The organism is Stygiolobus caldivivus (assembly GCF_019704315.1).
GTDB lineage: Archaea > Thermoproteota > Thermoprotei_A > Sulfolobales > Sulfolobaceae > Stygiolobus > Stygiolobus caldivivus.
The window spans coordinates 961,171-986,424 of the sequence record NZ_AP024597.1 but is presented as its reverse complement, the minus strand read 5'-3'; the positions used below and the strand labels follow the sequence as shown (position 1 = coordinate 986,424).

The 25,254-nt window shown below is 41.9% G+C and carries 27 protein-coding genes and 1 pseudogene; 14 read left to right on the top strand and 14 right to left on the bottom strand.

Features of this window, described 5'->3' with window-relative positions; genetic code table 11:
• Positions 1-510: 510 nt before the first annotated feature.
• Together KN1_RS05090 and KN1_RS05085 are read left to right on the top strand one after the other, a co-directional pair.
• Positions 511-1,296 (top strand): hypothetical protein, encoded by a 786-nt coding sequence (locus KN1_RS05090; protein WP_221289731.1) that lies wholly within the window; start codon positions 511-513, stop codon positions 1,294-1,296.
• Between the two features lie 394 nt (positions 1,297-1,690).
• Positions 1,691-2,794, top strand: a complete 1,104-nt coding sequence (locus KN1_RS05085; RefSeq protein WP_221289729.1) for an MFS transporter — start codon at positions 1,691-1,693, stop codon at positions 2,792-2,794.
• Positions 2,795-3,185: 391 nt separating this feature from the next.
• Here KN1_RS05085 and KN1_RS05080 read toward each other — a convergent pair whose 3' ends face one another.
• Both KN1_RS05080 and KN1_RS05075 read right to left on the bottom strand, forming a co-directional pair.
• Entirely contained in the window at positions 3,186-3,710 is a 525-nt protein-coding gene (locus KN1_RS05080) for a hypothetical protein (protein WP_221289727.1), read from the bottom strand.
• Positions 3,711-4,080: 370 nt separating this feature from the next.
• Complete coding sequence (locus tag KN1_RS05075; protein ID WP_221289725.1) at positions 4,081-4,506, bottom strand: hypothetical protein; 426 nt, start codon at positions 4,504-4,506, stop codon at positions 4,081-4,083.
• A gap of 218 nt (positions 4,507-4,724) precedes the next feature.
• Here KN1_RS05075 and KN1_RS05070 point away from each other — a divergent pair, with 218 nt between their 5' ends.
• Positions 4,725-4,916 (top strand): AbrB/MazE/SpoVT family DNA-binding domain-containing protein, encoded by a 192-nt coding sequence (locus tag KN1_RS05070; protein WP_258712567.1) that lies wholly within the window; start codon positions 4,725-4,727, stop codon positions 4,914-4,916.
• 227 nt (positions 4,917-5,143) lie between these two features.
• Here KN1_RS05070 and KN1_RS05065 read toward each other — a convergent pair whose 3' ends face one another.
• Together KN1_RS05065 and KN1_RS05060 are read right to left on the bottom strand one after the other, a co-directional pair.
• Entirely contained in the window at positions 5,144-5,857 is a 714-nt protein-coding gene (locus KN1_RS05065) for an ABC transporter permease (RefSeq protein ID WP_221290561.1), read from the bottom strand.
• A 1-nt stretch (position 5,858) separates the two neighbouring features.
• Positions 5,859-6,683, bottom strand: coding sequence for an ABC transporter ATP-binding protein (locus KN1_RS05060; RefSeq protein WP_221289723.1), 825 nt, complete (start codon positions 6,681-6,683; stop codon positions 5,859-5,861).
• A 223-nt stretch (positions 6,684-6,906) separates the two neighbouring features.
• Here KN1_RS05060 and KN1_RS05055 point away from each other — a divergent pair, with 223 nt between their 5' ends.
• Both KN1_RS05055 and KN1_RS05050 read left to right on the top strand, forming a co-directional pair.
• Positions 6,907-7,902, top strand: a complete 996-nt coding sequence (locus KN1_RS05055; RefSeq protein WP_221289721.1) for an alcohol dehydrogenase catalytic domain-containing protein — start codon at positions 6,907-6,909, stop codon at positions 7,900-7,902.
• 93 nt (positions 7,903-7,995) lie between these two features.
• Entirely contained in the window at positions 7,996-8,178 is a 183-nt protein-coding gene (locus tag KN1_RS05050) for a hypothetical protein (protein WP_221289717.1), read from the top strand.
• 719 nt (positions 8,179-8,897) lie between these two features.
• Here KN1_RS05050 and KN1_RS05045 read toward each other — a convergent pair.
• Together KN1_RS05045 and KN1_RS05040 are read right to left on the bottom strand one after the other, a co-directional pair.
• On the bottom strand, positions 8,898-10,145 hold the full coding sequence (locus KN1_RS05045) for a DUF5305 domain-containing protein (RefSeq protein ID WP_221289715.1): 1,248 nt from the start codon (positions 10,143-10,145) through the stop codon (positions 8,898-8,900).
• 208 nt (positions 10,146-10,353) lie between these two features.
• Positions 10,354-10,680 (bottom strand): hypothetical protein, encoded by a 327-nt coding sequence (locus tag KN1_RS05040; protein ID WP_221289714.1) that lies wholly within the window; start codon positions 10,678-10,680, stop codon positions 10,354-10,356.
• A gap of 242 nt (positions 10,681-10,922) precedes the next feature.
• Between KN1_RS05040 and KN1_RS05035 the strand changes: the two genes are divergently transcribed.
• The 5 genes and pseudogenes from KN1_RS05035 to KN1_RS05015 all read left to right on the top strand — a co-directional run bounded on the left by KN1_RS05035 (position 10,923) and on the right by KN1_RS05015 (position 14,795).
• Positions 10,923-11,486 (top strand): hypothetical protein, encoded by a 564-nt coding sequence (locus tag KN1_RS05035; protein ID WP_221289713.1) that lies wholly within the window; start codon positions 10,923-10,925, stop codon positions 11,484-11,486.
• Positions 11,487-11,615: 129 nt separating this feature from the next.
• Positions 11,616-12,653, top strand: a complete 1,038-nt coding sequence (locus tag KN1_RS05030; RefSeq protein ID WP_221289712.1) for a signal peptidase I — start codon at positions 11,616-11,618, stop codon at positions 12,651-12,653.
• A gap of 234 nt (positions 12,654-12,887) precedes the next feature.
• Positions 12,888-13,868, top strand: a pseudogene (locus tag KN1_RS05025) (IS1 family transposase).
• A 49-nt stretch (positions 13,869-13,917) separates the two neighbouring features.
• Positions 13,918-14,223: a winged helix-turn-helix domain-containing protein gene (locus KN1_RS05020; protein WP_221289711.1), complete on the top strand. Its 306-nt coding sequence runs from the start codon at positions 13,918-13,920 to the stop codon at positions 14,221-14,223.
• A complete protein-coding gene (locus KN1_RS05015; RefSeq protein WP_221289710.1) occupies positions 14,220-14,795 on the top strand; it encodes a hypothetical protein in 576 nt (191 codons plus the stop codon). The genes KN1_RS05020 and KN1_RS05015 overlap by 4 nt, the downstream gene beginning before the upstream one ends.
• Before the next feature lie 947 nt (positions 14,796-15,742).
• Here KN1_RS05015 and KN1_RS05010 read toward each other — a convergent pair.
• The 3 genes from KN1_RS05010 to KN1_RS05000 all read right to left on the bottom strand — a co-directional run bounded on the left by KN1_RS05010 (position 15,743) and on the right by KN1_RS05000 (position 19,159).
• Entirely contained in the window at positions 15,743-17,113 is a 1,371-nt protein-coding gene (locus KN1_RS05010; protein ID WP_221289709.1) for a hypothetical protein, read from the bottom strand.
• A gap of 209 nt (positions 17,114-17,322) precedes the next feature.
• Positions 17,323-18,285 carry a hypothetical protein gene (locus tag KN1_RS05005; protein ID WP_221289708.1) on the bottom strand — a complete coding sequence of 321 codons (963 nt, stop codon included), beginning with the start codon at positions 18,283-18,285 and terminating at the stop codon, positions 17,323-17,325.
• 229 nt (positions 18,286-18,514) lie between these two features.
• Positions 18,515-19,159, bottom strand: a complete 645-nt coding sequence (locus tag KN1_RS05000) for a thiaminase II/PqqC family protein (RefSeq protein ID WP_221289707.1) — start codon at positions 19,157-19,159, stop codon at positions 18,515-18,517.
• Positions 19,160-19,529: 370 nt separating this feature from the next.
• On the opposite strand from KN1_RS05000, the gene KN1_RS04995 reads away from it, so the two are divergent.
• Both KN1_RS04995 and KN1_RS04990 read left to right on the top strand, forming a co-directional pair.
• Positions 19,530-19,937 (top strand): HEPN domain-containing protein, encoded by a 408-nt coding sequence (locus KN1_RS04995; protein ID WP_221289706.1) that lies wholly within the window; start codon positions 19,530-19,532, stop codon positions 19,935-19,937.
• Entirely contained in the window at positions 19,900-20,274 is a 375-nt protein-coding gene (locus KN1_RS04990) for a nucleotidyltransferase domain-containing protein (RefSeq protein WP_221289705.1), read from the top strand. Before KN1_RS04995 ends, KN1_RS04990 begins: the two co-directional genes overlap by 38 nt.
• A gap of 254 nt (positions 20,275-20,528) precedes the next feature.
• On the opposite strand, the gene KN1_RS14920 is transcribed toward KN1_RS04990, so the two are convergent.
• Entirely contained in the window at positions 20,529-20,651 is a 123-nt protein-coding gene (locus KN1_RS14920) for a hypothetical protein (RefSeq protein WP_258712566.1), read from the bottom strand.
• Positions 20,652-20,799: 148 nt separating this feature from the next.
• Between KN1_RS14920 and KN1_RS04985 the strand changes: the two genes are divergently transcribed.
• Together KN1_RS04985 and KN1_RS04980 are read left to right on the top strand one after the other, a co-directional pair.
• On the top strand, positions 20,800-21,183 hold the full coding sequence (locus KN1_RS04985) for a PaREP1 family protein (protein WP_221289704.1): 384 nt from the start codon (positions 20,800-20,802) through the stop codon (positions 21,181-21,183).
• Positions 21,140-21,502 carry a PaREP1 family protein gene (locus KN1_RS04980; RefSeq protein ID WP_221289703.1) on the top strand — a complete coding sequence of 121 codons (363 nt, stop codon included), beginning with the start codon at positions 21,140-21,142 and terminating at the stop codon, positions 21,500-21,502. The genes KN1_RS04985 and KN1_RS04980 overlap by 44 nt, the downstream gene beginning before the upstream one ends.
• Before the next feature lie 576 nt (positions 21,503-22,078).
• Here KN1_RS04980 and KN1_RS04975 read toward each other — a convergent pair.
• The 4 genes from KN1_RS04975 to KN1_RS04960 form a co-directional block, all read right to left on the bottom strand.
• The gene (locus KN1_RS04975; RefSeq protein ID WP_221289702.1) at positions 22,079-22,447 is read right to left on the bottom strand and encodes a type II toxin-antitoxin system VapC family toxin; all 369 of its coding nucleotides are present in this window, start codon (positions 22,445-22,447) and stop codon (positions 22,079-22,081) included.
• A 22-nt stretch (positions 22,448-22,469) separates the two neighbouring features.
• Complete coding sequence (gene vapB, locus KN1_RS04970; RefSeq protein WP_221289701.1) at positions 22,470-22,685, bottom strand: type II toxin-antitoxin system VapB family antitoxin; 216 nt, start codon at positions 22,683-22,685, stop codon at positions 22,470-22,472.
• Positions 22,686-23,222: 537 nt separating this feature from the next.
• Positions 23,223-23,564, bottom strand: coding sequence for a DUF2173 family protein (locus KN1_RS04965; protein WP_221289700.1), 342 nt, complete (start codon positions 23,562-23,564; stop codon positions 23,223-23,225).
• Between the two features lie 475 nt (positions 23,565-24,039).
• Positions 24,040-25,104, bottom strand: coding sequence for a glycosyltransferase family 4 protein (locus KN1_RS04960; RefSeq protein WP_221289699.1), 1,065 nt, complete (start codon positions 25,102-25,104; stop codon positions 24,040-24,042).
• Positions 25,105-25,254 lie beyond the last annotated feature (150 nt).

Below are 25,254 nucleotides of genomic sequence, written 5' to 3'. Positions count from 1 at the left end.
GGTTTAAGGTAAAAAGGTGGGGCTTTCCGCCTTTTGCAATTGAATAACGATGACCCTTCTTTACAACGAGTAACGGGGTTGTACGGAGTAACGACTCCTTGGTACTAAGTCCTGAAACTTTTCCCTAAAGCGTGGAGGTAGCACGGAGGTTTAGGCTATAAAACGTACGTCCTTCACTTCATCCACCTGTGTCCCATGGAGGGCCCGCTTCATTGACATCAATAAATGTCGACCTAATTTAAAGCATTACTGGTACATACAAGCCTTAATACGTCAGGTTACCACGACCTATATGTTATAAGCGTAGTTATCTCGGACGAATGTAGTCCTATAAAGGATATTTCACGTTTTTTCACTAAACATTATCCTCTTACGGCATTTGCCGTGTAACCAAAAGTCTACAAATATTTTGGTGGCAGTAACTGATCTGCCTCGTACTTCTCTACTCTATTATTATCGGTGTCGTTCCTATCAAAATGTTTATAAATAAGTGGATTGATATTTTTCCAAATGAAGAAGTGTCCAAGATGTGGGTTCGATAACATAGACACAGTGACATCATGTGTGAGGTGCGGCTATCCGCTGACCTACCAAGGGCCCACTGCCCAACCCACACCGTACCAACCAATGTACCAACCTACACCGCAACCCCCGTATCAAGGGCCGCCCTACCAACAGCCCCCACCACCACCGCCTAAGGGGAAGAATAAACTACTGATACCTATAGTAGGTGCAGTAGGAGTAATAGCAGTAGTGTTAGTAGTAATAGTGCTATTTTCCGTGTTGCACTCAGGCCCCAGCGGGATGTCATTTGTAACGCCATCGGAGGCTTCTTCTGTACTGGGCGGTACTTGGAGCATAAATAACTACACCTCTTATACTTTTACAGTCCATGATGGGATCGCGACTGTGAAGTATTTAAACGGTATGACGGCAAACAGGTCGGTCGCAAGTATCACCCAAGGGGCCCCTACCGTCGGAATAACCTCTGGGTACTACGAATACATGGTAGGCACAGTAAACGGTAAGAGTGAGGAAATAACGATTTCAGGCATAGCGTTCCAGTCGTCTTCGGACGCCGTAAATTTCTTCTCGCAGGTCAAGTCTGTGTTACAAATGTCTGCGGCCAAGTTCAAAACCGTCTCAAGTAACGAGTTTGTAGCCTATTGTTACTCAGGTTCGGATATTGAGTCAATCATTGTAGCCTTAAACGGGAATACGCTATACGGAATTGAAGTTATAGCACCGCAACCTTTGGGGACTTCCCAGCTACAGAGCCTCGTAAGTTATGTGTAATTTTTTCCCTCCTTATGTTTTGTCAGGACCAAAAGGGCAACGTCAATTCTCTAGCCAGCAAATTTTTACCCTTACACTAACGACGCTGTTGCCCTTTATTAACTCCGGATATAACCCTTGGGCCAGTAATCTAAAGTCCTGAAGGACTCGGTACCCCTGAAGAGATAAGCGGCTTTGAGCTTAGGCTAAAGTCCTAGCACGCTACGCAACTAATGCGGTGTCCAGAAGGGGATCAACAAACACCACACTAGACAGGGAGAACACGCCTTTCTGTACAGTCCTTAACACCGGGTAGTGCAGTACCCTTATGGTGATTATAAGATAAGGAGGACCGAACTGCACATACTGTTTTTAAGGCAAAACTTATATCACACGTCTCCTATGTTACACACCTATGAGGTCTTCCATAGCACTGGGCTGGTTTGCCACGTCCCTGCAGCTCGCTCTGAGGTTCAGCTGGGGGGTAGTAGCGGTAGCTTTTGCCTATACCTTGCACCTAAACTCGGTGGAGATAGGCTCAGTGCTTTTCCTCTTCTATTTAGGCTACGTCACCAGTTCCACACCTTGGGGCGTATTCATTGACAGGGTGGGGCCTAAGATAGCGCTGTTTATTTCATCGCTCTCCTCTTCCCTGCTTATCCCGTTTATACCCACCGTCAGGGACGTCTCTACCCTCTACCTCCTCTACCTAGCCGAAGGTGTTTTAACGGCGGGGATCTACCCCTCTTCCGTAAAGATAATCTCTTCGTTGGAGAAGGGGCTTACCCGCGACCTAGCCCTCCTCGACAGTGCGGCCCCTACGGTCATGTTAGCCTTGTCCCTGTTATCACCGTTGATCCTCACTTACTGGAGGCAGTTCTTCTTATTGCTCTCCTCCTCCTTCTTGGTGTCGTCCCTCCTCACGCTGTCCCTGAAAGTCAGGGTAGGGCCCTCGAAGCGGAGCGTTAGGGTGGTAGTCGATAAGAAAGTCTGGACTGTGGCGTTGATCAGGCTGGGCGAACAGTGGGGGTTGTGGGGGACTTCCTCATGGCTCTTCCCCTTCCTGGTACTGTACGACGGCGTGGGGAGGAGTGTGTCGGAAATACTCTTTGTACTGTATGCCGCGGGCCAAGCGACGTCGATAGCCCTTATCAGGGTACTTAAGGGCGACGACGTAAAGTTAGTGGAATTGTCGTTAATCGCCTTTATAGCCTCCCTATTGGTGGTGTCCCTGACTAGGGACCCCTACCTGCTCGTCCCTTTCAGTTTCACCCTCGGTGTGTCGTCCTTCTTGTGCAGGCCACCTACGGACTCCCTCGTGGTCAGGGTAGTGGGTAGCGGGAGTGCAGGTACTTCTATGGGGTTAGCGAACGCCGTCTCTCAAGTGGGCTCTATGGTCGCCCCGCTGGTAGTCGGGCTGGTCTTACACCTCGGTAGCGACGTAGTGGCAATAGACAGCCTGGCTTTAGGCCCTATATTGTCCCTGACGTTAGTGGAGGCGGTGAAACATAACGTTTAGCCTTTGTGCGATTTCCGTCGCCCTCTCGCTTACAGTTCATGTACAGCACTTTTGCCCAGTATACATGAATAACGGGGAGATTTTTACGCAAAGTCCTTACGTATGACGTATTTTATACTAATTAGGTGTGTGTTATACATCCTTCACGGTCACGGATTATTGACTCACGGTTAGAAATCTGATCCGTTAGAGGCGTCAGTGTGTTATGCCTCTTAGAAGTTTATGGGGTGAAAGTATTAGCATAAACGTTCAGGTTAATATACTTAAGCCTTAACGACTTTTCCGATAAACGCTGAATGTACACGTTGTTATTACTGGTCTAGGTTTTTTACGGAGGCTTTCTGAAAAACGGCAACTGACGCTGGAGCAACACGTGGTGCCTTTTAAGGAGTCATAACTCTAAGAGCTTATCGCTATAGTAAAAGAGCTTAGTCAACTTAAGTATCTTCTCGAAACCGACCCCTAGTTTCTTGTTGTTAAAAAACTCCCACCAGTAATGAGAGAAGTAGTCGGCGACTTGGACTGGTATAGATAGGCTTTCGCCTAGCGTGACCTTAAACCCTTTCTTGCCTAGCTTGGTCTTTCTGAACACGTCGTTATCATAATACACGAACGAGTCCGAGAGGTGGGACAGTTTCAATAACTCCTTCACCACCAGAGTTATATCGGTCCTGCTCCTGACCTCCGCCTTGGTCACGAGGACTACAGAAGGGACGGAATGTGAATAAATTATATTAATGAAGACTTCCCTGACCTTATCGCTGTCCCTATAAGCGTGAAAGGTAAAGTCCCTTTTACCCAGTACCTTTCTCCCCTCATACACTACTGAAAATATGTCTTGAGAGTAAGCTAAAGCCACTACGTAATAACCTTTTTCCAAGTTGTCGCCCGAAGTGTCGATACCTACGTGGATCATTTGCCGAGCAAAAATATATACTCCTCCACGTATATATTAATGTGATGACTGTGAAGCGGATCGCCCTGTGGACGCAGGGCGGATGAAACGGAGGAAGCGTAAATGTCTTTGTGCCCTATGACTGTGAAGCGGATCGCCCTGTGGACGCAGGGCGGATGAAACGGAGAAGGGCGTGAAACGGAGTCCCAACAGACAGTCTTCATAAACAGATGCGACAAGCAGTTTAAGGGGTGTAGCTCTGAGGTCTTTATAGAAGAACTGCGTGAACCAGTCCACATCTGGGAGGGACTACTTGTATCGTAATTCACGTAATACCGATATTAGGGTTTCCTTAACCAAGGCAAAGAAAGCAGGGCCTCTTTCTACTTTATTAATTGAGACGTTGAACAGTGAGGTAGTCGTATTCGTTCCGGTCTATTATCTTCCCCGGCCTTTCGACGTCCTTGCGTGTCCAGTCCTTTTCGACCAACACCTTGTCGGTAACCTCAAGAAGGGGGCCGTTATAGTAATTGTCCCAATAGTCGTCATAGAAACAGCCGAAATTTTCACACTTTAGGGCCACTCCTTCTAAGAGTGTGAAGAAGCCCTTTCTAGAGATCTTATGCTCAAAACCCCTTATAACACCAGCGCCTTCTTGGACCGTGGCCTCGTCGACATTACCGTGTATGAAGACCTTCAGGATAGAAGTCGCTAGGACACTATTCCCGTTATAATAATCCTCTCCTTTACTGAACGTGTCGTACCCGAACCAGGCTTTGACCGTTTTCTCATCAAGAGGCTCTCTATTACTGTACATAATACCGCCGTGGTTTATTCAAAGGTTAATTCAGAGGTGCCGTTTTGGGCCGTGTCCTCCTCACATTAACCTACATTCCCACTACCTCAACACAGACCTACTCTGCACTAGACCCTTTTGGTTAAACTACCCCCTCCCCCCATTGTCAAATATTTATTCTCCCAATAAGGTGTATACTTACGGAAAGGTATAGGATAAAGGTTTATAAAAAGGGGCTTGTGGTTATACCTAAAGAGGCAAGGCAAAGGCTCATGATAAAAGAAGGCGACATTTTAGAGCTGGTAGTCGACGTGGAAAAGGTGAGCACAGAGGAGCTAAAAACACTCTTAGACCTTTTTGGTGTTGACGGGGAAGGAGTTGCGGAAATGACTAAACAGCTAATTGAGGATAAGGAGTTAAAAGAGAGATAAGTCCTTGACGCCAGGCCCTTTGTCCCTACTCTTCGCCGGTAGAAAAGCGTGGAGGAAAAAAGTACTTTGAAGGGGTATATGAGGAAAGAGGACTGAAACTTCTCTCAGTGAGGTCAACCTATCAGGGTCTCTCTACCTTTATGTCTTGGGGAGAAAGTAAGGACACCACGTTAGCCAGACACGTTATACTAGGTTCACTTATTAAGTTAGCCCCCTGATAGTAAAGTTCATTCATTCGCCAACACATACCTGTTTAAAAGGACGAAGAAGGCCCCGAACACCAAAATCCCTAACGTCCACACTAAAGACTCAGGGCTCCCGATAAATGAATAATAGAGGGCTTGTGAGACGTAAGTAGTAGGCTCAATTAACGTCAAAAACCTGTATGGTAAGGGTATTAGTGTCGGGGGGAAGTACACCGGGGCGAAGAAACTCAGGACGAAGCTTATAATACTGGAGTACTGGTTCACAGCGTAGATGTTCCTTATCCCTAGGCCTAAGGTCATACCCAACATCGAGCCCATAAATATTGAGGAAAGGAGGGAGACCACCAACAGTGGGACCGACCGTACCTCTACGTGGAGGAGGTAGTGACCTAGGATGAGGATGACCGGTACGACTATTAACGTCGAGATCCCGTTACTCAATGCGATACTTATAGCGTATAGTTCCTTGGGTATACCAGTGGACACCATCAGGGAGAACCTACCTTTACTCCTCTCAAAGGCTATGGACTGGGCTACCGACGTCAGCACCCCTATGGAGATATAAAAAGTGATCGTCCCGGATACTATGTAAGGCGTTAATGAGCTCACCGCTACGTACCCGAACACTAACATTACTCCCAGCGGGAACATTACCGAGAAGAAGACGAATACGGGCAGGTAAGCCTTGATCATCTTGAACTGCATACCGAGTAAATTGAGGAACTCAGTGACGATATTACTCACTCTTTATCACCTCTAGGTATACTTCCTCGAGGCTCGGCATCCTTACCTCGAACTTACCCCTTAAGCCTAATACGACTTTCTTCAGCTCTTCTTCCCCCTTAACTTTGTACACTTTTCCGTTAGTGTAGTCGATGACCTCATACCAGTCGGCGAACTTCTCTTTCATTTGGGCGGGAGTACCTTGGTCTATTACCCGCTTATTTAGGAAGAATATCCTGTCAGCGAGCCTCTCTGCTTCGTCCAAGTAATGCGTAGTGAGTAACATACTCCTCCCTTGTTTCTTCATATCGAGGAGTATTTTCCACACTTCCCTCCTCCCTTCCGCGTCGAGACCGGTGGTGGGTTCGTCTAGTATGAGGAGTTTAGGGTCGTTGATCAGGGCCATTGCGATCAGTGTCTTCCTCTTTAACCCTCCCGATAGTTCCCTGGCCAACGTGTCCCTTTTTCCCGTCAGCCCCAGTTCCCTGAGTAATTCCTCTCCCTTGGCCTTTATGGAGTCTTTTTCCACCCCTTTTAACTTCCCCATATAGTATATGTTGTCCCATACTGAAAGGTCACCGTAAGGCTCACATTCCTGAGGTATCACACCGAGTAATTTCTTGACGTGTCTGTCGCCGGGTTTCTTACCTAAAACTCTAATTTCTCCCCTATCGGGAGTTATTTCCCCGTAGACCTGTTTAACCAAGGTGGTCTTCCCGGCACCGTTAGGGCCCAATAGGGCTACTATCTCCCCTTCTTTCACGTCCATGGAGACGTCTTCATTAGCTATGAGCTTCCCGTAACTTTTCCAAACGTTCCTGACTTCTAATACGCTCATTATATTATTTGTCGGTACTTAAGACTTAAAATCCTTCGTAAATTTTAACTGACAAAGTGAAAATTTATAGACCGTTACAATATTAAGGACAATAGAGCGGGACGTGTGGTCTTGTTTTTTCTAAGGGGTTTCGATCTTTGCTACATTAATTAGCTTTATTATCGTAATTAGGTTTACTTAAGTCAAGGGAATTTATTTAAATAATCAAAAAGAAGTTAATTTAATGAAGGCACTATTATTTGAAAAAAATGGAATAGAGAACCTCAAAGTAGCTGAAGTCCAAAGACCGGAGGTAGGTGCCCATGACGTCAGGATAAAGGTTAAGATGGCTGGCGTAAACCCAATAGACTACTTCGTAGTTACCGGCCTCCCGGTTAAGCCCATGCCCCATATACCCGGGGCTGAAGTGTACGGGGAAGTGGAGGCAGTAGGGGATCACGTAAAGAGTGTCAAGGTCGGGGACAGAGTGGTGGTCTATAACAGGATTTTCGACGGTTCTTGCGACATGTGCTTGTCCTCTATGGAGATGCTGTGCAGGAACGGGGGGATAATGAGTGTGATAACTAACGGGGGGTTTGCAGAGTACTTTACAGCCCCTGACAAGAACTTGTTCAAAGTCCCAGATTACATCGGCGATGAACTTGCAGCGAGTATCCCCGTATCAGCACTTACAGCCTATCACGCATTAAAAGCAGCAGAAGTCAAGGCGACAGATACTGTGGTAGTCTTTGGTGCTTCTGGTAACACGGGCCAATTTGCCGTCCAATTTGCCAAGAGGATGGGAGCTACCGTAATTGCGGTGAGCAGGAAAGGTTGGCTAAAGGACTTTGGGGCGGATTATACAGTAGGTTATGAAAAAGTAAAGGACAAAGTCGCGGAGATAACCGGAGGTAGGATGGCGGATGTGGTAGTAAACTCGGTAGGGTCTTCTGTATGGGACTCCAGCCTCCAAACGCTAGGCCTAAACGGTAGGCTAGTCTTCTTCGGTGGTATAACGGGCTCCGGAGTTACATTAGAGCTCTCCCGTATATACGGGGCTCATGCAAGGATTATCGGGACTACTGGGGGGAACAGAAAGGAGATAACCGAAATAATGCAGGGCCGTAAAGACTGCAAGGTAAAGGTATGGAAAACGTATTCGCTTGAACAGGGGCAGGAAGCACTGAAAGCGTTATTTGACCCTTCAAGGGACGGAAGGATACTAATAAAAATAAGTTAGGTCTCCTTCTGCTTTTTGTCCCTTTTAAAAAAATTAAAGATATATGTGATTTTTCTTGTTGCTTTTTATGTCTTCTACTTAGAAATTGGGCTTTTGTCATGTGATCTTACAAGCCCAGCTATTAGGGCTTTGGGCCCTAACTCTCTAATACTTAGTCAAGTCCTAAAGGGCAAAGCCCTCATCTCATTGCTTACTAATGTGTCCCATTTGCATGAAGACGCACTCTTACTCTTTATAGTCCTTTTCGCCATACTCGCAAAGAGATTAAAGGGATGACCTAACCTTGTAGTGAGTACGCAAGTGAGTTATGCCGTCTGGCTATATTCAGTTTAGGTGAAAGCTAAACCACCTTATATATAACGTATTGACCCCAGCCCGAATAATATAGATTCCACTGGGTGGGGGTGTTAATTGCCCGAGAGTAAAAGCCCTCGATGTAAAGCTTGACCCACGTTCAATTCATATTGGAGACCCCAACAGTTATATATTGTAATAAACATTTACGTAAATACTTGTATTAATCTTATGTCAAATACTTAAAACTTCTATTCTTAATTATAAAGTATGCAATATTACACGTCTAATTAGTAAAATATATCAGCATAAAGGTTTTACGTAAAATACTACTTGTTGTAGTAAACGCGAAGCTTTCTGTATTAAAACCTTTCTGTCGAAAAACAGGCTTAGCCCACACTTGTGAAAGACAAGCACTCATCTTATCTCTAGTTATGTTTTATTCGGGCTTAGAGCCCCACATTTTTCAATAGATGCTAATAGTGCTTACCCTTTCTATAGAATTATACGTAAGTAGTATTTAGATAATATGTATTGTTATTCCCTCTTTACTTTATATAAATTCTATGTAAATCACTTTACTATTTTTATGGATATGGAATTAAAAGTTTACAAACATAACCCGACTTTTTGGGAATTTGGAAACTATTATCAGATTTTTTATTAGATGTCTAAATTAGATTTAAAAATCATATAATGAGTTATTCACTAACAGTGTAAACATAACCTACGTCATTATCTACGATCCAAATTTGTAGTATGCCCTTATCCTTATACACCAAGACAGGTTTGACGGCTGTTACAGAAAACTTAATAATATCATTAATGTCTTTTACCTCTACGACCTTTTTCGCCTCAGGCTTAGAATTAACTTCTATAGTTAATTTATTAACCTTTTTTAGCTTTGAAAGTACCTTATCCATCTCAGATGGTGTCTTGGGTCTTGTAAACCCGAAGATAAAAAATAAAGCAGACGCTGGTATTATTAGATAAGCCAGATCTAACGGGCTATATTTCTCGGGAGAGTCTGCATAGACTGTCATGTTTAACGTAGTGTTGTAAGCTGAGAAGGACAGAATACCGTTGTTGTTATTAATGACTACAAATGGGTACAATGTATAGTTTTTAGTTTTAATCGTGAAGTTTATAATCACTGCATACTGTGAGGAGTAAAGACCGTATTTTACGAGTAGGTTATTAATAGTGTTATATAAGCTAGAGATGTTTAGCGAGACGATACCTTTTGATATCCCCTCATTATAGACCCATGTCCCCACTGTGGTGTTGACTATGATCGAGTAATCGGCTTCTTCAGCCGAACTGCTGGGATATACGTAAAAATGGACACAATATTGTTGAACCAAGCTTAGGGGATATGACGCTTGGGACACGTTAATCAGGTTATAGGGTACTCTTAGGTACTGTGGAATGTCCAACGAACCTGAAGTGGGTATTTGGAACGCATTTCCGTCATAGTTTATCGGAAAATATGTCGTTATATTTTCATGGGTAATCTTTATCAGGACTGAATAAGACCCCGGTATGTACGAAGATAAGTTATTAATTACACGTGCTATTTCACTCACATTCAGTGTTAAGTATGAGGAGTTGCTGACCCCGCTGTAAAGGGTTGTATTGTACACTCCCTCGTCGGATATTATTACCGCGTAGCTAAAATTACGTAAGCTCGTTAAGTTCAAGACTATCTCTTTCGCTAAATATGTCGGTACCGTTGAAATCCCTTTTAACTTAGAGATCCCTAATAGTTTAGAATAGTTCTCGTTCAGTATAACACAAGGTATAACATTAAAGTCCTTTTGTGTTTTCTTTAACATATATACCGTAATGTTTTGCCCTTTGATAAAAGGGTTAGGTTTTATTAGTGCTGACGTGAAGAAATCGACATAAGCTAAAGTCTCATAACCTTGGAATAGTTTTTGGGAGTTCATAGAAGATTCATAAGATTCATAATTAATGTATAGGGTGATGATCAATGATAAAATTAAAATGATGATGATGCTGGTACGTAATCTGTGGCTAATATTAATGGGCATCAAATAGTTAATTCCGAAAACCGGAATATTAAGCTTTCACCAAGAGGTAATATACCTTATTGATTAGTAGAAGATTGATTAGTAGAAGGTCTTCTCAGGGACTTCAGGTCATAGAGGTATTTACGATACTATTTACATATATTATCATTTTAAAGTTTCCATAATAATTAGTGACGTAAATTATTGAAGAGTATTTTACGATGGTGACGTTTTGAAAAGGAGGAACTGTCTCTAATACGTTTGTTGAATTGATAATTAGTGGAAACGGATATGGGTTGTAGAACATTAATCTTCCTTCCCCCCTTATGACTATATTAGCCACATAGGCTCTGGCGTAAATAGTCTCCGATGATACAAATGTCTGTGAGAGAACGACTCCTATGAGAAGGGCCAAGCATATCCCTATCATGAACCATGAGATAGGTTTCATACTAGTATGAATATACACAAACTATATTTAAAATCTTTATTTATAATTAATTCCCGTAAATTGAATATTTTAAAATATAGTTAGAGAGGTAGTACTCACCTAGATAAAATATTCTTTCCAAAATAACAAATATCTCAAATCTATTTTGACTATTATCTATTAGTAAAATAGCTATTTTATAAGAAAATAATAAAGAGATAATACTTATAAACTACTATAACATAATAAATAATTGAAGACAAATGAGGGGCGAAATAAAAGCACTGGGACTAGGAATAATGGCTGGCATAATATTGCTAAGCTTAATAGTATCGATGGACTTCGTATATGTAGCGCCAAGAACAGCAGTAGCTTACGTGACTACTGATAACTTGGCTAATATAGCCTTAATACCTAATGATAACCATTTACAAAGCCCGCAGGGGTATTTCGCCTTTATCAATAAGCAAGGAAATCTACAGATAAACTTCGGCAATGTAGCGCCTAATAGCGCAGAGGAATTAAGTGATGTGTTCTACATAAGGAATAACTTAAACCAGCCCGTTCAAATCACTATAACTATAACACCAGGAGATCCCAGTACATATTACATGGTAGCTTATACAAACGTAAGTAGTGATCCGCCTCCAATGCCTCCGCCTCCACCACCTCCACCATCACCTCCACCATCACCTTCGATAACTTTACCCCCCGGAGGTACTATAGCAGTATCGCTGGTGCTAGTTACTGGACCAGTACCTCCAGGTACAACACTAGCGTTCACTATAACCGTGACTGCTGCATATAATGTAGGTTCTGGACAGTAAATGACTTGAAAACAAAAAACCTCATGGCTAAAGGTTAAGGTATATTATTTTTTTAAATACTTTGGTTTAATGGAATTCATGTGTTTTTTTGACTCAAAACCCGGTTATTAATCTAACCAGTGATTCCTTATGATCAAGGAAATAGCAATTTATTCAATACTTTCCCTAATTTTGTTTTCCTTAGCTTTCAGCTTAATATCCCAATATTTTTTAGGTCTTCCTTATGGATGGAATATAGAAGCTACAGACTCAATGGTCCCTGTACTGAATCCAGGCTGTCTCGTCTTTATCACACCTCTAATGGGGCAGCCTCATGTAGGGGAGATAGTAGCTTATAAACCTCCTTTTTGCTCTCACTATATCGTCCACGAGATCATCAAAGTACTACCGGACGGCTATATAACTAAGGGAGTTCATAACCCGACACCAGACCCGTGGGTGGTTAAAAGGTCATGGATAAAGGGGTGCGTACCTCTAATTCTAAACAGACCTATCAGTATACCCTATTTAGGTTACGCTATTACCACTGTTAACACAATAAATGGAAAGGCGTCTCTTTTAGTCTCCCTTTTCATCATATACGGGGTCTCCGAAACGCTAAGCAGGAGGAGTTTGAAGATCCGGAGGAATACATTACACACAGTGAGCTATAAGACGGTCTTTATGGGTTTATTTATCCTCTTTTTCCTTGCCTCCTTTGTGGTGCTTTCCTCTAATACGGTTCTGACTTACGCTCAATGGACTTCCGTAAACGCGTCATCGTCATTAAATAGTAGGGAGATAGGTACATCGTTCAGACTTGGTGTCTTACCTTCTAATTCCTTAGTGTCTCTTGAATTACCGGTGAAATTGAGGAGTTTTCCGATTAAATTGCCTTTAGCTGTCCTTTTCTACTCTAACAATCCTAACCTCAGGCTTCTAGGTCCCGATACTATTTCGGGTTCATCCAATGTAACATTCGTAGTAAATACTGGAAAACCGGGGTTTTACACAAGTAGAGTAGGTTTTCTTCTAATGCCTAGAATACTACCGCATAATATTATGGAACCGCTATTCGCTACATCACCTCTTCTGTTTATATCCTTTATGTCATTGTTTATATCATGCGTACTAGAATTTATTGTATATTTAGTATACAAAATTCTCGGTAGATACTATATTTTATAAATTCTTTTAATAATTTACTTACTAGATTATATATATTATTGAAAGAAATATGAAAATTTATAAATTTGCTATCCATAGAGTATTATGACATGATGGGAGTGTTCTCAAACAGTCACCAAATTCGATAAGGATTTGTAAAAATAATAGAGTATTTATAAAAACTATCCTTTCTATTACTACTTGCTGGAAAGAGCTAGAAGTAATGAGAGCAAACATTACTGTAGAAACACTTATGTGCAAGGGTCACGAGATTTATGGGGATCCACACGATGGACCTCGTAACCCTTGCACAATTAATACTCTTAGTTTTAAGGGATTTAAATTTTAAGCCGAGAAAACACGAGCCGGAAGACCTCGCTTACACAATAGCAGCATACTCGGAGTACAAGTCACCAAGTTAGGGATACCGCCATCAACACTATACTACTACACTAAAAAACTCGGGGTAAAGAGGAGGAGAGAAGAAAGGCCACCTTGCCCCTCGTGCAAATCAAACAGAGTAGTAAAGGACGATCAGCTAGAGGAAAAACAAAATACAAGTGCAAAACTTGCGGGAAGACGTCCTACCAAGCGACAAACCACAAGATGGGTAAAGAACAAAAGGAGAGAGTACTGAAAGAATACACGAATAGGATGAGCATGAGGGGGATAGCGAGGGTCGAAGGGAAACCGTTAACGACAATATACAGCTTTATAAGGAGGAAAGGGGTAGAAGCGTATGCCTACCTACTACTCTTGCAAGAACGACTAGAGGGTTTCACGGCAAAAGCTACAGTGCTTGACGAGAGTTGGACTTACGTGTGGGCCAGACATGGGCAAAAGAGGGAAGACTTGTGGATATGGAACGCGTTGGCAGATGGTGTACCCTTCTTTATCACGGGTGATAGGGATTACATGACTTTCAGCTTCCTCCAGGACCCCCTACCCGAGAGTAGGGTGTACTACACTGACGGTTATTCAGTTTATCAAGTACTTAACAACCACGTTGTGGGTAAGGAGTATACTTACACTGTGGAGAGTTATCATTCTTACTGTAGGGCCCACCTGGCTAGGTTGGCAAGGGATACGAGGGCTGTTAACAGGGACGTGGGGATAGTCGAGTATAGTCTAGCCTTGTTGAACGTGATGTACCCGGTAGTTTACTCGAGGGAGAAGACTCCGTTAAACGGGGCTTACTTGGAGGGGATACACTATATTAGGAGTAAACTGATATAATATTACAAACACTTCTCGAATTTCATGACTGTTTGAGAACACTCCCGACATGATAATCTTTAACAAGAAAAAGAGGGACGTGTTTGAGATATATTTAGATATTCTAAGTGCGTGTAAAAGGTCCTATAACGGGATAAGTAAAACAAGGCTGATGTATGCTGCTAATCTGACATTTGAAGTGGCCAACAAGTATATCCCTATCTTAGAGGAGAAAAACCTCATTACAAAGAGGGACAATCTGTACTTCATTACCAAGAAAGGTGAGGACGTTTTAAATACACTTCAGCTATTCAGGGAGAAGAAGTACGAGCTGAGGGAAATAGTTTCTAGGTTGAAGGAGGAGTTAAAAGATTGAATTTTATAGTTTTTTACCTCATATTAGCTGTGGGACTCTCCCTACTCTCAGCTTCGTTTTACCTCTCAACCAGAATGGACAAGCTGAGTGAGCTTTTGTTAACTAAGGTTAAGAATGAGCTCTCATTGAGGTTTATCGAGGAGTCGGAGAACTTTATTGTCAATGGAGAACTAACTAACCTAATCCAGGAGATCCTAATTTACTTTGAGAACTTTAAGTCGATAGGAATAGATGATTTGAGCAATAAGATTTTTGAAAGATCAGACAAAATTAAGAATGAGATTGAATATATTTTGTATATTATAATGTTTATTAACAGGATTTATACTTATTCTCAAGAATTGAAGAGGAATTCCGCTCTAACCAAGATTTTATCTATTTTGGTAGTTATATTAGGGATAGTAAATGGAATAATCGTTCAATTGGGGTACAGCTTTATCATCCCAGTAATATTAATATCTACTTCGATAAGTATTTTGATAGGAATTTTGTTCGAGATCTTTGGTACATGGTATAGGATAAATAAGTCAGTGGAAAAACTAACTAGGCATTTAGAAAATAATAAAAACTAAATACCTTAAGAGCAGCTCACGTTTCCTAATTGTCAACATAGATAGCCCTTAATCTTTGTAAATCACCCCGAGAGAACTAGAATTTTACATAAAATTCTTAAGCCTGGTGCGTTTTTACCAACCAAAACATATAGTATATACTTTCGAGCGCATACTGTGATCATTAAGTTACAAATTATAGATAAGAGCAATCTTGACTTAGAGTGAGGGTCTTTCACAGCTCATTTACGATCTTTATTTTTCTAACTACGATTGGATTGAAACAATTATGTACATTGAGCAATATTAATACATAATACGTGTAAAAGCGTAAGGTGACAAGTTTATAATTTACTTTATGCGGAATGGTCTTTCATACACTGTATTATTTGTTCACGAATTGTATAAATTTAAGACAGATAATTATAATTTGTAGAGGATCCGTGAAACTCCCTACGCTAATAAAGATAATACTAATACAAGAAGGCTAGTAGGACGGACAATATGGATACTGTAATTTTAATTATATAGAACATTTGATCTATACGTGTTATTTGGCAACGAATTATACTAATTCGAGAAAAATGCTTCAATTCACAATGAATGCTTTAGTGAGACCCAACTTTCCGATAAGACTTTATTTTCTAGTATATTCTACATAAAAATTAGATTTTAAAATTTATTAAAAATCATGATAGTAAGTATTACACTAACATTTACGTTTATACTTATACTTTTTTTATACTTAATATTTAGAAAATTAGCACTTTAATTAAAAAATATTTAATATTAGTCGTTTATTCAATAAAAACTATTAGACATAAGAGTTTTACGTGAAATACTATCTGACCCTGTATCTAGGTGGGTAAAGTGCTAGACCTTAATAGATTATGTTGTATTTAAATAAAGAGAGAGTTATATGAACTTCTTTCACAGACTGTATTACTAACGGAGGCAAAACGGTGGGGTTATATTATCCCATTGGCCTTTAACTCTTCATAGACCTCTAGGGCGTCTTTCCGTATTAAATGATTAGGTGCCTCTACAATCATGTCCCTTAACTCGTCTTTCCAGTCCGCCACTTCTTCAGCGGTGATAAGGCCCTTGTTCATATTCTTGGCCAGAAACTTCCATGCGGCAAGACGGACCTCATAGTCTTTACTGGACAGCAGGTCAAAGAAATATCTCTTTGCCCTTAACACGTCATTAAACTCTATTATGGAGTTTTCGAGGAGTGTGTTAACGTTCTCCCAAGCACGGAGGCGGGTCCACCCCTTATCGTATTTAAGTAGGTCTATAAAGAAGTCCTTATCACCCTCTGTTATGACACTGTACTCTATCAAGGGTGGTAGTAAGCCCCACGCTTTCGGACAAGTCTTGCCTAACTTAAGGAGCCTGAGGAAGTATTTTTTATTCTCTATTAAGTCATCTAAGTTAAGTACCCCTCTGCTGACCACCTTAACGGCGACCTCCCAAGCATCCAGTCTAAGGAATTTACTCTTGGATCTCATAAGGCCAAGTAAGTACTCTTTTAATCCCTTTATTTCTTCCAAATCTAACACTCCCTCGTTAAGGAGAACGTCTAAGTTCTCCCAAGCGTGTAATCGTACTGACTCACTGTCGGAAGTTAGGAGTGAATAGAAAGGTCTGTCCTCGTCCTTAGTTATGATACCCCTATCGATAAGGTCCTTTACGGTTTCCCAAGCGTAACCTGACACCCAACCGCCCGAAAGCAACTGGAAGAAGTAACCCTTATACTGCCTGACTTGGTCTGGGGAGATAATGCCCTTGTCTACCAGCCCTATAACGGAGTTCCACGCTGCTAAACTTATTTCCTCGTCATCAGTCATCAGCAACTGGAAGAACGCGTCCTTAACTCCGATAACCTCTTCAGGTTTCAGTATTTTTCTGTCGAGCAAGACCGTGACGTATTCCCACGCATAAGAACTTACGTCTTCGTCATAAGATTTTAATAAGGAGATGAACTTTTCTGCGTCCTCTCTAGTTATTACGCCTTTAGTGGCTAACCCATCCACGAGGTCCCATACTTCGGAAAATACCCAACTAGCGTACTTAAGGAGCTTAAAAAAGTACATCTTCAGCCCCTTTACTTCGTCAATATCTAAAATTTTCTTGTCGAGTAGGGCTTCCACGTTTTCCCAAGCCCACGAAAGGGCCCTCATATCCTTAGCTGAAAGTAGGCTATAGTAGCAAATAGCGCTGTGTTTTACTTTTTCTGCTTCTAATTTGCCCTTATTTATAAGGTCAATAGCTGTCTTCCAAGCTTCCACCTTGTCTTTGTCATCGTCTCCGCACAAACTGGAGAGACGGAACTCCATATCCTATTATCTCCGTTTTATCCCATAAGAGTAAAGTATTATATGACTTTCTCTCCATCAGGTGGACACGTTTTCTTGCCACCGGGCTTCTTAACTCCCTACATTATACAGACTATACAAGACCCTATTTTAGCACACTAAACCTTATTTAAATAACGGGGTCTGTGTGCGTCCACGGCTCGTCGCTTGCGACAATTATAAAAATAGCCCTATAACCTCTTGTCAATTAACGACATTAATGACTTAACGGTGTTGCTCGTATACCAGAAACTCCTTATTATATCGTAATTCTTTTCTATGAAGCCCCGTAATTCTTCATGGTCTCCCTTTACCCTCTCCAGCATTTCATCAAACGTGACCGTGTTGTCCTTTGCGTATTCCGTCACTAGTTCTGAGATAGTCATCGCTAATGCCCTATAGTCGACCCTGACCTTCATTGCCCTAGCCTCGTCCACCAGCTGGCTGACAAAGGGTTTATACTTAAAAGCTAACATGTTAAAGTTACGCGCTTTCTTGTAGGGGAGGGACCCGTCGTCATAGACCTTCACCACGACACCTTCCTTGCCCTTTAGCCACGACAAGACCTTTGAGGTGTCTATGTCTTTCACGTCCCTGACTTCGATGTACTCTACGGGGTGAGGTGTAGGGATCTCATAGGGCAGGAGGTAGCGTTCCCCTTTTAGGACATCAAACACCGAGAAGTTAAGGGGCTCCCTCTCTACATTAAACGGTGAGTATTCCTTACCGTATATCTCCATCTTTATTACGGTCCCGTCCTCTCTAGCCTTTTCTATAACCTTAATTAAGTCTCCCCTATATTTTACAAAGACGCCGAACAGTAACCTCAAGTCTTGTATCTCCAGCCCCGTACCGTTTTTGTGAGCTAAATGGACTGTGTGGTCTACCTTCATGACTATCTGTGTCCCGTCGTGTTTGGGCTCAATAAAGGTCTTAAACCTCAAAGTGTTTTCATTTATTATGTCGTATAAAGAGGTTATGTTTTCCACGTTATATTCGTATTCTTTTCGTACTAGGTTTGAGTCGTAACCTTTAAAGGTATTGACGAAGTCTTTGAAGTCCTCTTCACTAGGGGTCACACTTAGTTTTTGCCTGCAGTACGAGAATAAGTCCCTCTTTACCTCGTCTAAGTTTTCGTTATTTAACAGCCCCATATAAGGTATTATACTTAATTAATAAAAAACGGTTAACCGAAAGTTAAAAGCCGTAGCTGAGCTTAATGTAGGAAAGCAATAAAACCGCAGGGGAGGGTCGCTATTTTATTCCTTAGCGGCGGGGAACCCTTATCTCAGCCATACTGGTGGAAAGCCCTCCTCAACACTACTATACTTGACGTCATTGACCTCAACTCACACCATTTCGCAATCCCAGCCGACCTGGGTACTAAATGAGCTCGTAAAATGGAGTCTCTTCTCGGCGTAACGAATACTCCCAGAACATTATCTCAAACCTCACACTGGCTGAAAACGGTATCAATAAGTCCTCACTGAACTCATAAGAGTCTAAGGCCCCTAAGATCGCCTCTACTCTCCTCTTATACTCGTCAGAGGCGTAGAACTCGGCCCACTTTGAGAAGAGCTGGTTCGGGGAGTCTGCGACGTACTTCCCTACTTCGTAGTAACCCCACATACAAGGTGCCCATGCAGAGAGGAATTCCTTCCAGCCCTTTGTAGAGTAGTAATATAAGTGGCGTGTATAAGCGTAGTTTGCTAGGTTATATCCCGTGTTGGTTATTTCCTCATGTGTAATACCCAGCTTGTCCAGGAGGTAATTGTGTACTTCCATACCCTTATCCCTAGTATTGAGGATAGTCGAGAGGATTTGAGTAGCCTGGCTGGACGGTGCAAAAGAGGAAGCCCTCATTAAGCCCCTTAACATGACTTCCACGTACTTCGAGTCTTGTATTAAGTAGTAACGAAAGGACTCTTGAGGGAGTGTACCTTCTTTCATCTGCTTCACGAACTCGTGTTTAACGTATTTTTCCCAGAGTCCACCTACCCTTTCCTTTAATATTTGAGAAGTTTTCATGACCGTATCTTATTATAAAATAGGCGGTATAAATAACATTATTTAGTGCCTTTGTAATTGACATCAATCTCTGATAAACTGTAAAGTTAAGGACTCCATTAAAGAAGGGCATGTAGTTGGGTCTATTGCTGGACAAAGGATTACAGAAGAGAACGGGGTAAACGTTTTGAGAATAGTTAGGAGTTTCGACTCTTGTTTTGCCTATCACGTTTACAAGATGGGGAAAAGGTAGTATACTTGGTCAGTTGATACAGGGCAACAGTGCCGTTAGTGTAGTGCCAAAAAATTACTAAGCGAGAGAATTGACTTTGCCCTTTGTTCCATGACCGAGTATAACAATAAATAATTGGAAGGGGGATTCTACTCATAAATGCAAAGATACAATGACTGGCTGAGGCAAGCTGAAAGGAACTTAAAGTCCGCCGAGGTCAATATGCAATATGGACTTTATGAAGAAACGTGTTATGAGTCACAACAGACTGCAGAGAAGGCAGTAAAAGCACTATTAAACTTTTACCACCTCGAGGCGAGAGGCCAGTCTATTACTATTCTCCTCCGTAATGCAAATGTCCAAGTACCTAAAGATATAGAAGAATGCGGGCAGGAGCTGGACAAGCATTATATCCCCTCTAGATATCCGGATGTTTATGATGAAGGGCCCCCAGAAGATTATTATAACGAGAGTACGGCTAGGAGGTGTTTCGAGTGTGGTAAAAAGATCCTCGAATGGGTGAAAGGGGTTGTTCGAGGAACTGTGCGAAAGATATTCAAGGTTTAACCCGAAGGTGATCATACTCTTCGGGTCTTATTCAAGGGGGGATTACACTAACGAAAGTGATATTGACGTATTAATAGTATCAGACGCCTTTCCTAAAGACCCGAGAGAGGGTTTTGCAATGACTTTTGACCCAGACGACCCTAAGGTGATGCCGGTAGCCATGAACACTGAAGTGTTCCTGAAGAAATTGAGGGACGGCTCGACTTTCATCCTCGAAATCATAGAGGACGGGAACATATTATGCGGTGACGGACATTTTATTAAAGAGATGAAGGAGACCTTCAGTGAGGTAAGGAAGAGGTTTAGGAGGGTAGGAAAAGTGTGGACGTGGGACTAGATAACGGGTGGTAGAATAATGCTGTGTAACTTTTAATCATTTTAATTTATACTCGGTCAGTTTATAAAGGACAACAGGAGCTTTAGCCTAAAGTATACGCATCCGCTATATATACAACGAAGGACTTGCCCTTTAGTGTATTACTGAGTATATTATCATCATCATTATTATTAATAACGATAATATATTCATTATTTCAATAACCGAAACAGTTTAGGAGGGTAGCGGAAAAGTTTAGTTAGAAGTGAAATTTTCTATCTATCCAGATGAAAGTGAATATCTACATTACTCGACTTCAAGGCTGTGCTAGCTGGAGCTACAGCCTCAATAGAGAAAATTAGGGGGATCCATGAGATAAAGGCTTTCTCTTTAAGCATAGTCCCCTTTCCGGTACTTTCGTTATTCAAACGGCGTTAAACTACCGGAACCAGCACGGCTAAACCGTGTGTAAGGAGCCACGGGCAGTATAATGTAACAGTTAATTTGCCTTAAAATTTTTTTAGACTAGGGATATAATATAAAGTAATGTCCAGTACTAGTATTCTTTCCGCAGCAGATATATTACTTAGGGAAGCTGATGAGTTACTAGATAAGGGGGATGTTGTTCAAGCAAGTGAGAAATATTACAAAGCCGCAGAGGAAGCGATAAAGCTAATGGTGAAAGAACTAAACCTGAAAGAAATACTAGAAAAAGTAAGAGAAGAGGGTTATTGGAGTTTAGGGATCTTACACGACGCTGTCCTTCAAATATCTCAGAAGTTAGGTGACGAGAAGGTAGTAGAACTATGGAAATCAGCAGTTGTAATACTTACTGCTAACCTAACAAAAGATATTTTAGCCGTGGAGGCAGAAAAAGTGAGAGAGCTTGTCGAGCTCTCAGATAAGGTCGTTGATCTCAAACTGGATTAGGGAAGCTGATGAGTTACTAGATAAGGGGGATGTTGTTCAAGCAAGTGAGAAATATTACAAAGCCGCAGAGGAAGCGATAAAGCTAATGGTGAAAGAACTAAACCTGAAAGAAATACTAGAAAAAGTAAAGAAAAGTGGTAGGTGGTCATCTGCTTTACTCTTCGAAGGGGCTAAGGCAATTTCACCTGAAATGTATTCAATATGGGTCGATGCGTGGTACCTCCATATTTACGGTTTCCATGAGATGAGGATTGGTTATGAAGAAGCGAAAAAGATGTCTCAAAAAGTCCACGAAATATTAAATATTATAACAAAGTGAGTTAACCGTTGCGGTAAGTCATAGTGGCGTTATTAAACTACAAATTATGCATGAGAGAAATACTGCCCGCCAGAGTTATATAAGAAAAGGGCTTAAAATACCTTAAGTACTGTGAAGAGACCTTATAACTCAGTAACGACACTATGCCCGTTCTTACTACTTGGAATATAAACTTAATACATTCACTAAGCGGAAGGATTAGAACATATCCCTCAGTACACGGACAAGTATCTAAGGCATAACTGACTATGCGGTTTATGTAAAGTGTTATATTATACTCAGTAAAGCACTAAAGGGCAAACTGCTTCGTCATATTTACGGCGATGGCGTATAGTTTAGGCTAAATCTCCTGTTGTCCTTTACAAACTGACCGAGCAAATACCCGCAGTTAATAAAGGACGATAGTGCCATTAGTATAGCGCTGAAAAATCTGCTAAATAAGGAAACGGGCCTTGCCTTTTAGTCCCTGACTAAGTATAATCAAATGCAAACTAACAGAGTGGGTTCAAGGACTTAAAACCTACAATCTCAGTTTATAGCCACACTTTGTACTTAGGGGTCACCCGCGTAAACCGGTCAACTGCTCGGTAACTTCACCGCCTCTATACCTAGTCTCTCTGCAAGCTTGACCTGCTTCTGGTCTAGTGAGACCAGCTTATATCCCAGTTCTTGGGCTAAGACTAAGTAGAGGGCGGAATAGGCACTGATGTTGTGGGATATGGCGAGTTTAAAGCCCCTACTCAAATAGTATTTACTCTCATACACGTCCATGGAGCTCGAAAACTCGTTCAAGGCCATGAGCAGTTTTTCTGACACCTCTTCGTTCACTACTCTCCTCTTCTTTGCGTTAGTTATAGCGTTTAATGTCTCGGCTATGGCTAAGTCCAGTGTAGCGGAGTTAGGTATGTATTCCGCTAACTTTTCCCAGTCTTTACCTTTCAACACTATATGGGAAAGGACTGTAGCGTCAACTACTGTTCCGATTTCTCACCACCTCCTTATCACCCGCGTATGACAGTTCCAAAGACCTGAGTATTTCAATACCTTTTTTCGCGTGTTCCAGCCTTTCTAACTCCCTTATCTTCTCGTTTACGAAATCGGATATCACCTTATTCCAGTTGACGTTATACTTCATCATCTTCTGCTTTAACTCTTTAGGTATCCTTATAGGTTGGCCCTGCATAAGTTGGATAACGACGTAAGAGTAAAATATTTTTAACATAATGACCTAAGGTAATATTCCCTACCAGCCACAGTCACGGATTACAGTTTAAACCGGTTGTAGGGTCCGGTCGAACCCGAGCTTAAAATGACCTACGGTTTTACGCGCGTAAGAAACCTAGTCGTATAATACCATATGTGGTTTTTTGTACTCGTGTCATATGACATCCTAATATAGAGTGTTTACACAGACTAAGTATGCACAGCTCGTAACAAACCTAATTATATATTGTCCAACTCTCTATACCCGTTACCTTCTCGCCCCTCTGCATAAAATTATTACTGTGACGTATATTAAGGGCGATTTACGTTTCCCCTACAATTTCTACGTGTTATAATTTGCCCACAATCGACTATAGATAGAGGATATTTCAATTCACAAAGGACACCTTAGTGACCCATAAACCCGTTTCAAGGGTTATGGAAAGTGCAAAGGAGATGTGAATGAGTAGGACACTTTTAGGGATAAAAAGGTTGGAAGGGAGAAAAAAGAGGTTTTTTAAGACCTGACCGTTTCTCCTAACTCCTTAAATATAGCGTTGAAGTCTGCTTCAGAGAGCTTCACGAACACACCGTAGTGGTCCATAACACATACAGCATAATCACCAGCAGCTACTGCCCAACCGTGGAGGGGAGACCACTTCATTTTAGTCAGGGCAGAAAAGCCGTCAGCCTGCATTTCAGCTGTTAAAGTGTTTGCTGCACACATTTTAGCTACCATTTCAGCTATTTCTTTAGGTATATCCCCTTTGTACGCCAGTAGTTTTCCGTCTGCTGAAAAATGACCGGCTGCTATTGCTCCCTTTATTTTCATTAGCCTTTCGAGTTTTGCTTCGCTCATATTTATCCACTTTATCTTATATCAATCATAAATATAAGATTTTTGCATAACTATGTTTAATTTCAAGGAAATCCAAATTTCGATCTTTCATTTTCTACCGTTCACGAGTGGTATTTATTCATTAGGTAGAGAATTAGGTTAAATACCTTAAACAGAAAAGTTTTTTAAGTATATTAGCTAAATTTCTTCTAAATATAATTAATTGAATAAATACTTGGAAAAGGTGGTAATTGAGTACAGCGATAAACCCTACTACCTCAAATCCCTAAACGGGTCGGGAAAGTTGTCATCCCTGACATGTCCCTGAAACCTCATCTACAAAATAAGTGCCTAAACTGGATTACAGTACTCCCAGTATGGTTAAAGCTTCCAGTCAGCAAATCACTAAACAGCCCGCGACTTCTACACCAACTGCCCAAAGCACCGTGTTTGCTTAGACTAGAAGGCCTTACGGCTGAGGGATAAACTGCAGACGTCATATTTTTTCCATAATTTCCGTTAACCTCTCACCGTGCCTATACCAAGAGTACTCCTTTGCAGTTTCCCATGCAGAGTTGACCATCTTCCCCCTCAATACTCCGTCACTTAACACTTCGTTCACCCTTTGGGCTGCCTCGTCCACGTCTTTCACTACGAACCCGTTCTCATAGTCTTTTATGAACTCTTTCCCTCCCAGACCTTCGTTCACTATTACCGGCGTCCCGTGGGCTAACGCCTCTAATACGCCCATCCCAGGCCCCCTCTCGTTAAAACCGAAGCGTATAAAGAGCGACGCTTTCCTATAGAGGGAGTTGAGTTCCCCTTCACTTATCTTCCCTGTGACCGCGACTTCAGGGTAGTCTTTCATGAACTTCTCCATAGTATCTTTCCTGGCCCAAGACCCTGCCATTATTAATTTTCCCTTAATTTTCCTCGCCAGTTCGCCGTAGAGTTCCGGCCTCCTGCCCGCGTCCCACATGGACACGGCTAGCACTATGTCTTCCCTTTCCCTTTCTATGTCCTTGTCCGGATAACACCCCGGGTAGAGTACTTCAGCGTTAATACCGAACCCCTTTAGCGTATCAGCGTTCCACATGGAGTTGGTCATAACGACTTTAGCTTTCTTCAGTACCTCCCACTCCACCTTCCTCGGTAAGGAGTATTTAAGGCCCTTCAGGGGTAGGGAGGTCTCGTGCAGGTATAAAGCGTAGTCTTCACCGTAAAACAGTTTTCTAAGGTAACCTGATATACCGGCGAACTGGTCGTGGTAAAGTGCTTTACCTTTTACGAGTCGTACAGCCTTAAGGATGAGGTCGAGGTCTACGGTAGCTTCGTCCCCCCTTTGTGGGGCGTATAGTTTTGTAAGCCTCCTAAAGAGGGGAGTGAAGGACCCCTTTTCGCCTTTTCTCCTCAGAAAGGAGACATCAACGCCTTTTAGGTCATAGTCGTTAAAGCTCTCCCTGAGGACGAGGAGTTTAGACTTGGTCACCCTGCTCTGCTCTACAGCGATCCTCGCGACCCCGCCGTTCCATAAGACCCTTAAGACGATAGTAAAACCCATGTAGTTACAAATCGAATAAAGTATTTTGGGATAAAAGGTTAATTTAATCCCTAGAATTCACGGTAGTGTTAGAATACCTCAATGCTATTACGACGATATACGACTATAAAACCTTGTGGTTTTCTGCATACTAAGTCCTCCACAAAGGTA

What these genes read in the sequence shown, in the direction of transcription:
- KN1_RS05060 (WP_221289723.1), bottom strand. Translation starts at nt 6,683, where the DNA reads ATGAGCGTATTAGAAGTCAGGAACGTTTGGAAAAGTTACGGGAAGCTC.
- KN1_RS05005 (WP_221289708.1), bottom strand. Translation starts at nt 18,285, where the DNA reads ATGGGGCTGTTAAATAACGAAAACTTAGACGAGGTAAAGAGGGACTTA.
- KN1_RS05030 (WP_221289712.1), top strand. Translation starts at nt 11,616, where the DNA reads ATGATCAAGGAAATAGCAATTTATTCAATACTTTCCCTAATTTTGTTT.
- KN1_RS05040 (WP_221289714.1), bottom strand. Translation starts at nt 10,680, where the DNA reads ATGAAACCTATCTCATGGTTCATGATAGGGATATGCTTGGCCCTTCTC.
- KN1_RS05045 (WP_221289715.1), bottom strand. Translation starts at nt 10,145, where the DNA reads ATGAACTCCCAAAAACTATTCCAAGGTTATGAGACTTTAGCTTATGTC.
- KN1_RS04965 (WP_221289700.1), bottom strand. Translation starts at nt 23,564, where the DNA reads ATGAGCGAAGCAAAACTCGAAAGGCTAATGAAAATAAAGGGAGCAATA.
- KN1_RS05055 (WP_221289721.1), top strand. Translation starts at nt 6,907, where the DNA reads ATGAAGGCACTATTATTTGAAAAAAATGGAATAGAGAACCTCAAAGTA.
- KN1_RS04995 (WP_221289706.1), top strand. Translation starts at nt 19,530, where the DNA reads ATGCAAAGATACAATGACTGGCTGAGGCAAGCTGAAAGGAACTTAAAG.
- vapB (WP_221289701.1), bottom strand. Translation starts at nt 22,685, where the DNA reads ATGCAGGGCCAACCTATAAGGATACCTAAAGAGTTAAAGCAGAAGATG.
- KN1_RS05035 (WP_221289713.1), top strand. Translation starts at nt 10,923, where the DNA reads ATGAGGGGCGAAATAAAAGCACTGGGACTAGGAATAATGGCTGGCATA.
- KN1_RS05085 (WP_221289729.1), top strand. Translation starts at nt 1,691, where the DNA reads ATGAGGTCTTCCATAGCACTGGGCTGGTTTGCCACGTCCCTGCAGCTC.
- KN1_RS04960 (WP_221289699.1), bottom strand. Translation starts at nt 25,104, where the DNA reads ATGGGTTTTACTATCGTCTTAAGGGTCTTATGGAACGGCGGGGTCGCG.
- KN1_RS05080 (WP_221289727.1), bottom strand. Translation starts at nt 3,710, where the DNA reads ATGATCCACGTAGGTATCGACACTTCGGGCGACAACTTGGAAAAAGGT.
- KN1_RS05010 (WP_221289709.1), bottom strand. Translation starts at nt 17,113, where the DNA reads ATGGAGTTCCGTCTCTCCAGTTTGTGCGGAGACGATGACAAAGACAAG.
- KN1_RS04985 (WP_221289704.1), top strand. Translation starts at nt 20,800, where the DNA reads ATGTCCAGTACTAGTATTCTTTCCGCAGCAGATATATTACTTAGGGAA.
- KN1_RS05000 (WP_221289707.1), bottom strand. Translation starts at nt 19,159, where the DNA reads ATGAAAACTTCTCAAATATTAAAGGAAAGGGTAGGTGGACTCTGGGAA.
- KN1_RS05090 (WP_221289731.1), top strand. Translation starts at nt 511, where the DNA reads ATGAAGAAGTGTCCAAGATGTGGGTTCGATAACATAGACACAGTGACA.
- KN1_RS14920 (WP_258712566.1), bottom strand. Translation starts at nt 20,651, where the DNA reads ATGCTTAAAGAGAAAGCCTTTATCTCATGGATCCCCCTAATTTTCTCT.
- KN1_RS05075 (WP_221289725.1), bottom strand. Translation starts at nt 4,506, where the DNA reads ATGTACAGTAATAGAGAGCCTCTTGATGAGAAAACGGTCAAAGCCTGG.
- KN1_RS05020 (WP_221289711.1), top strand. Translation starts at nt 13,918, where the DNA reads ATGATAATCTTTAACAAGAAAAAGAGGGACGTGTTTGAGATATATTTA.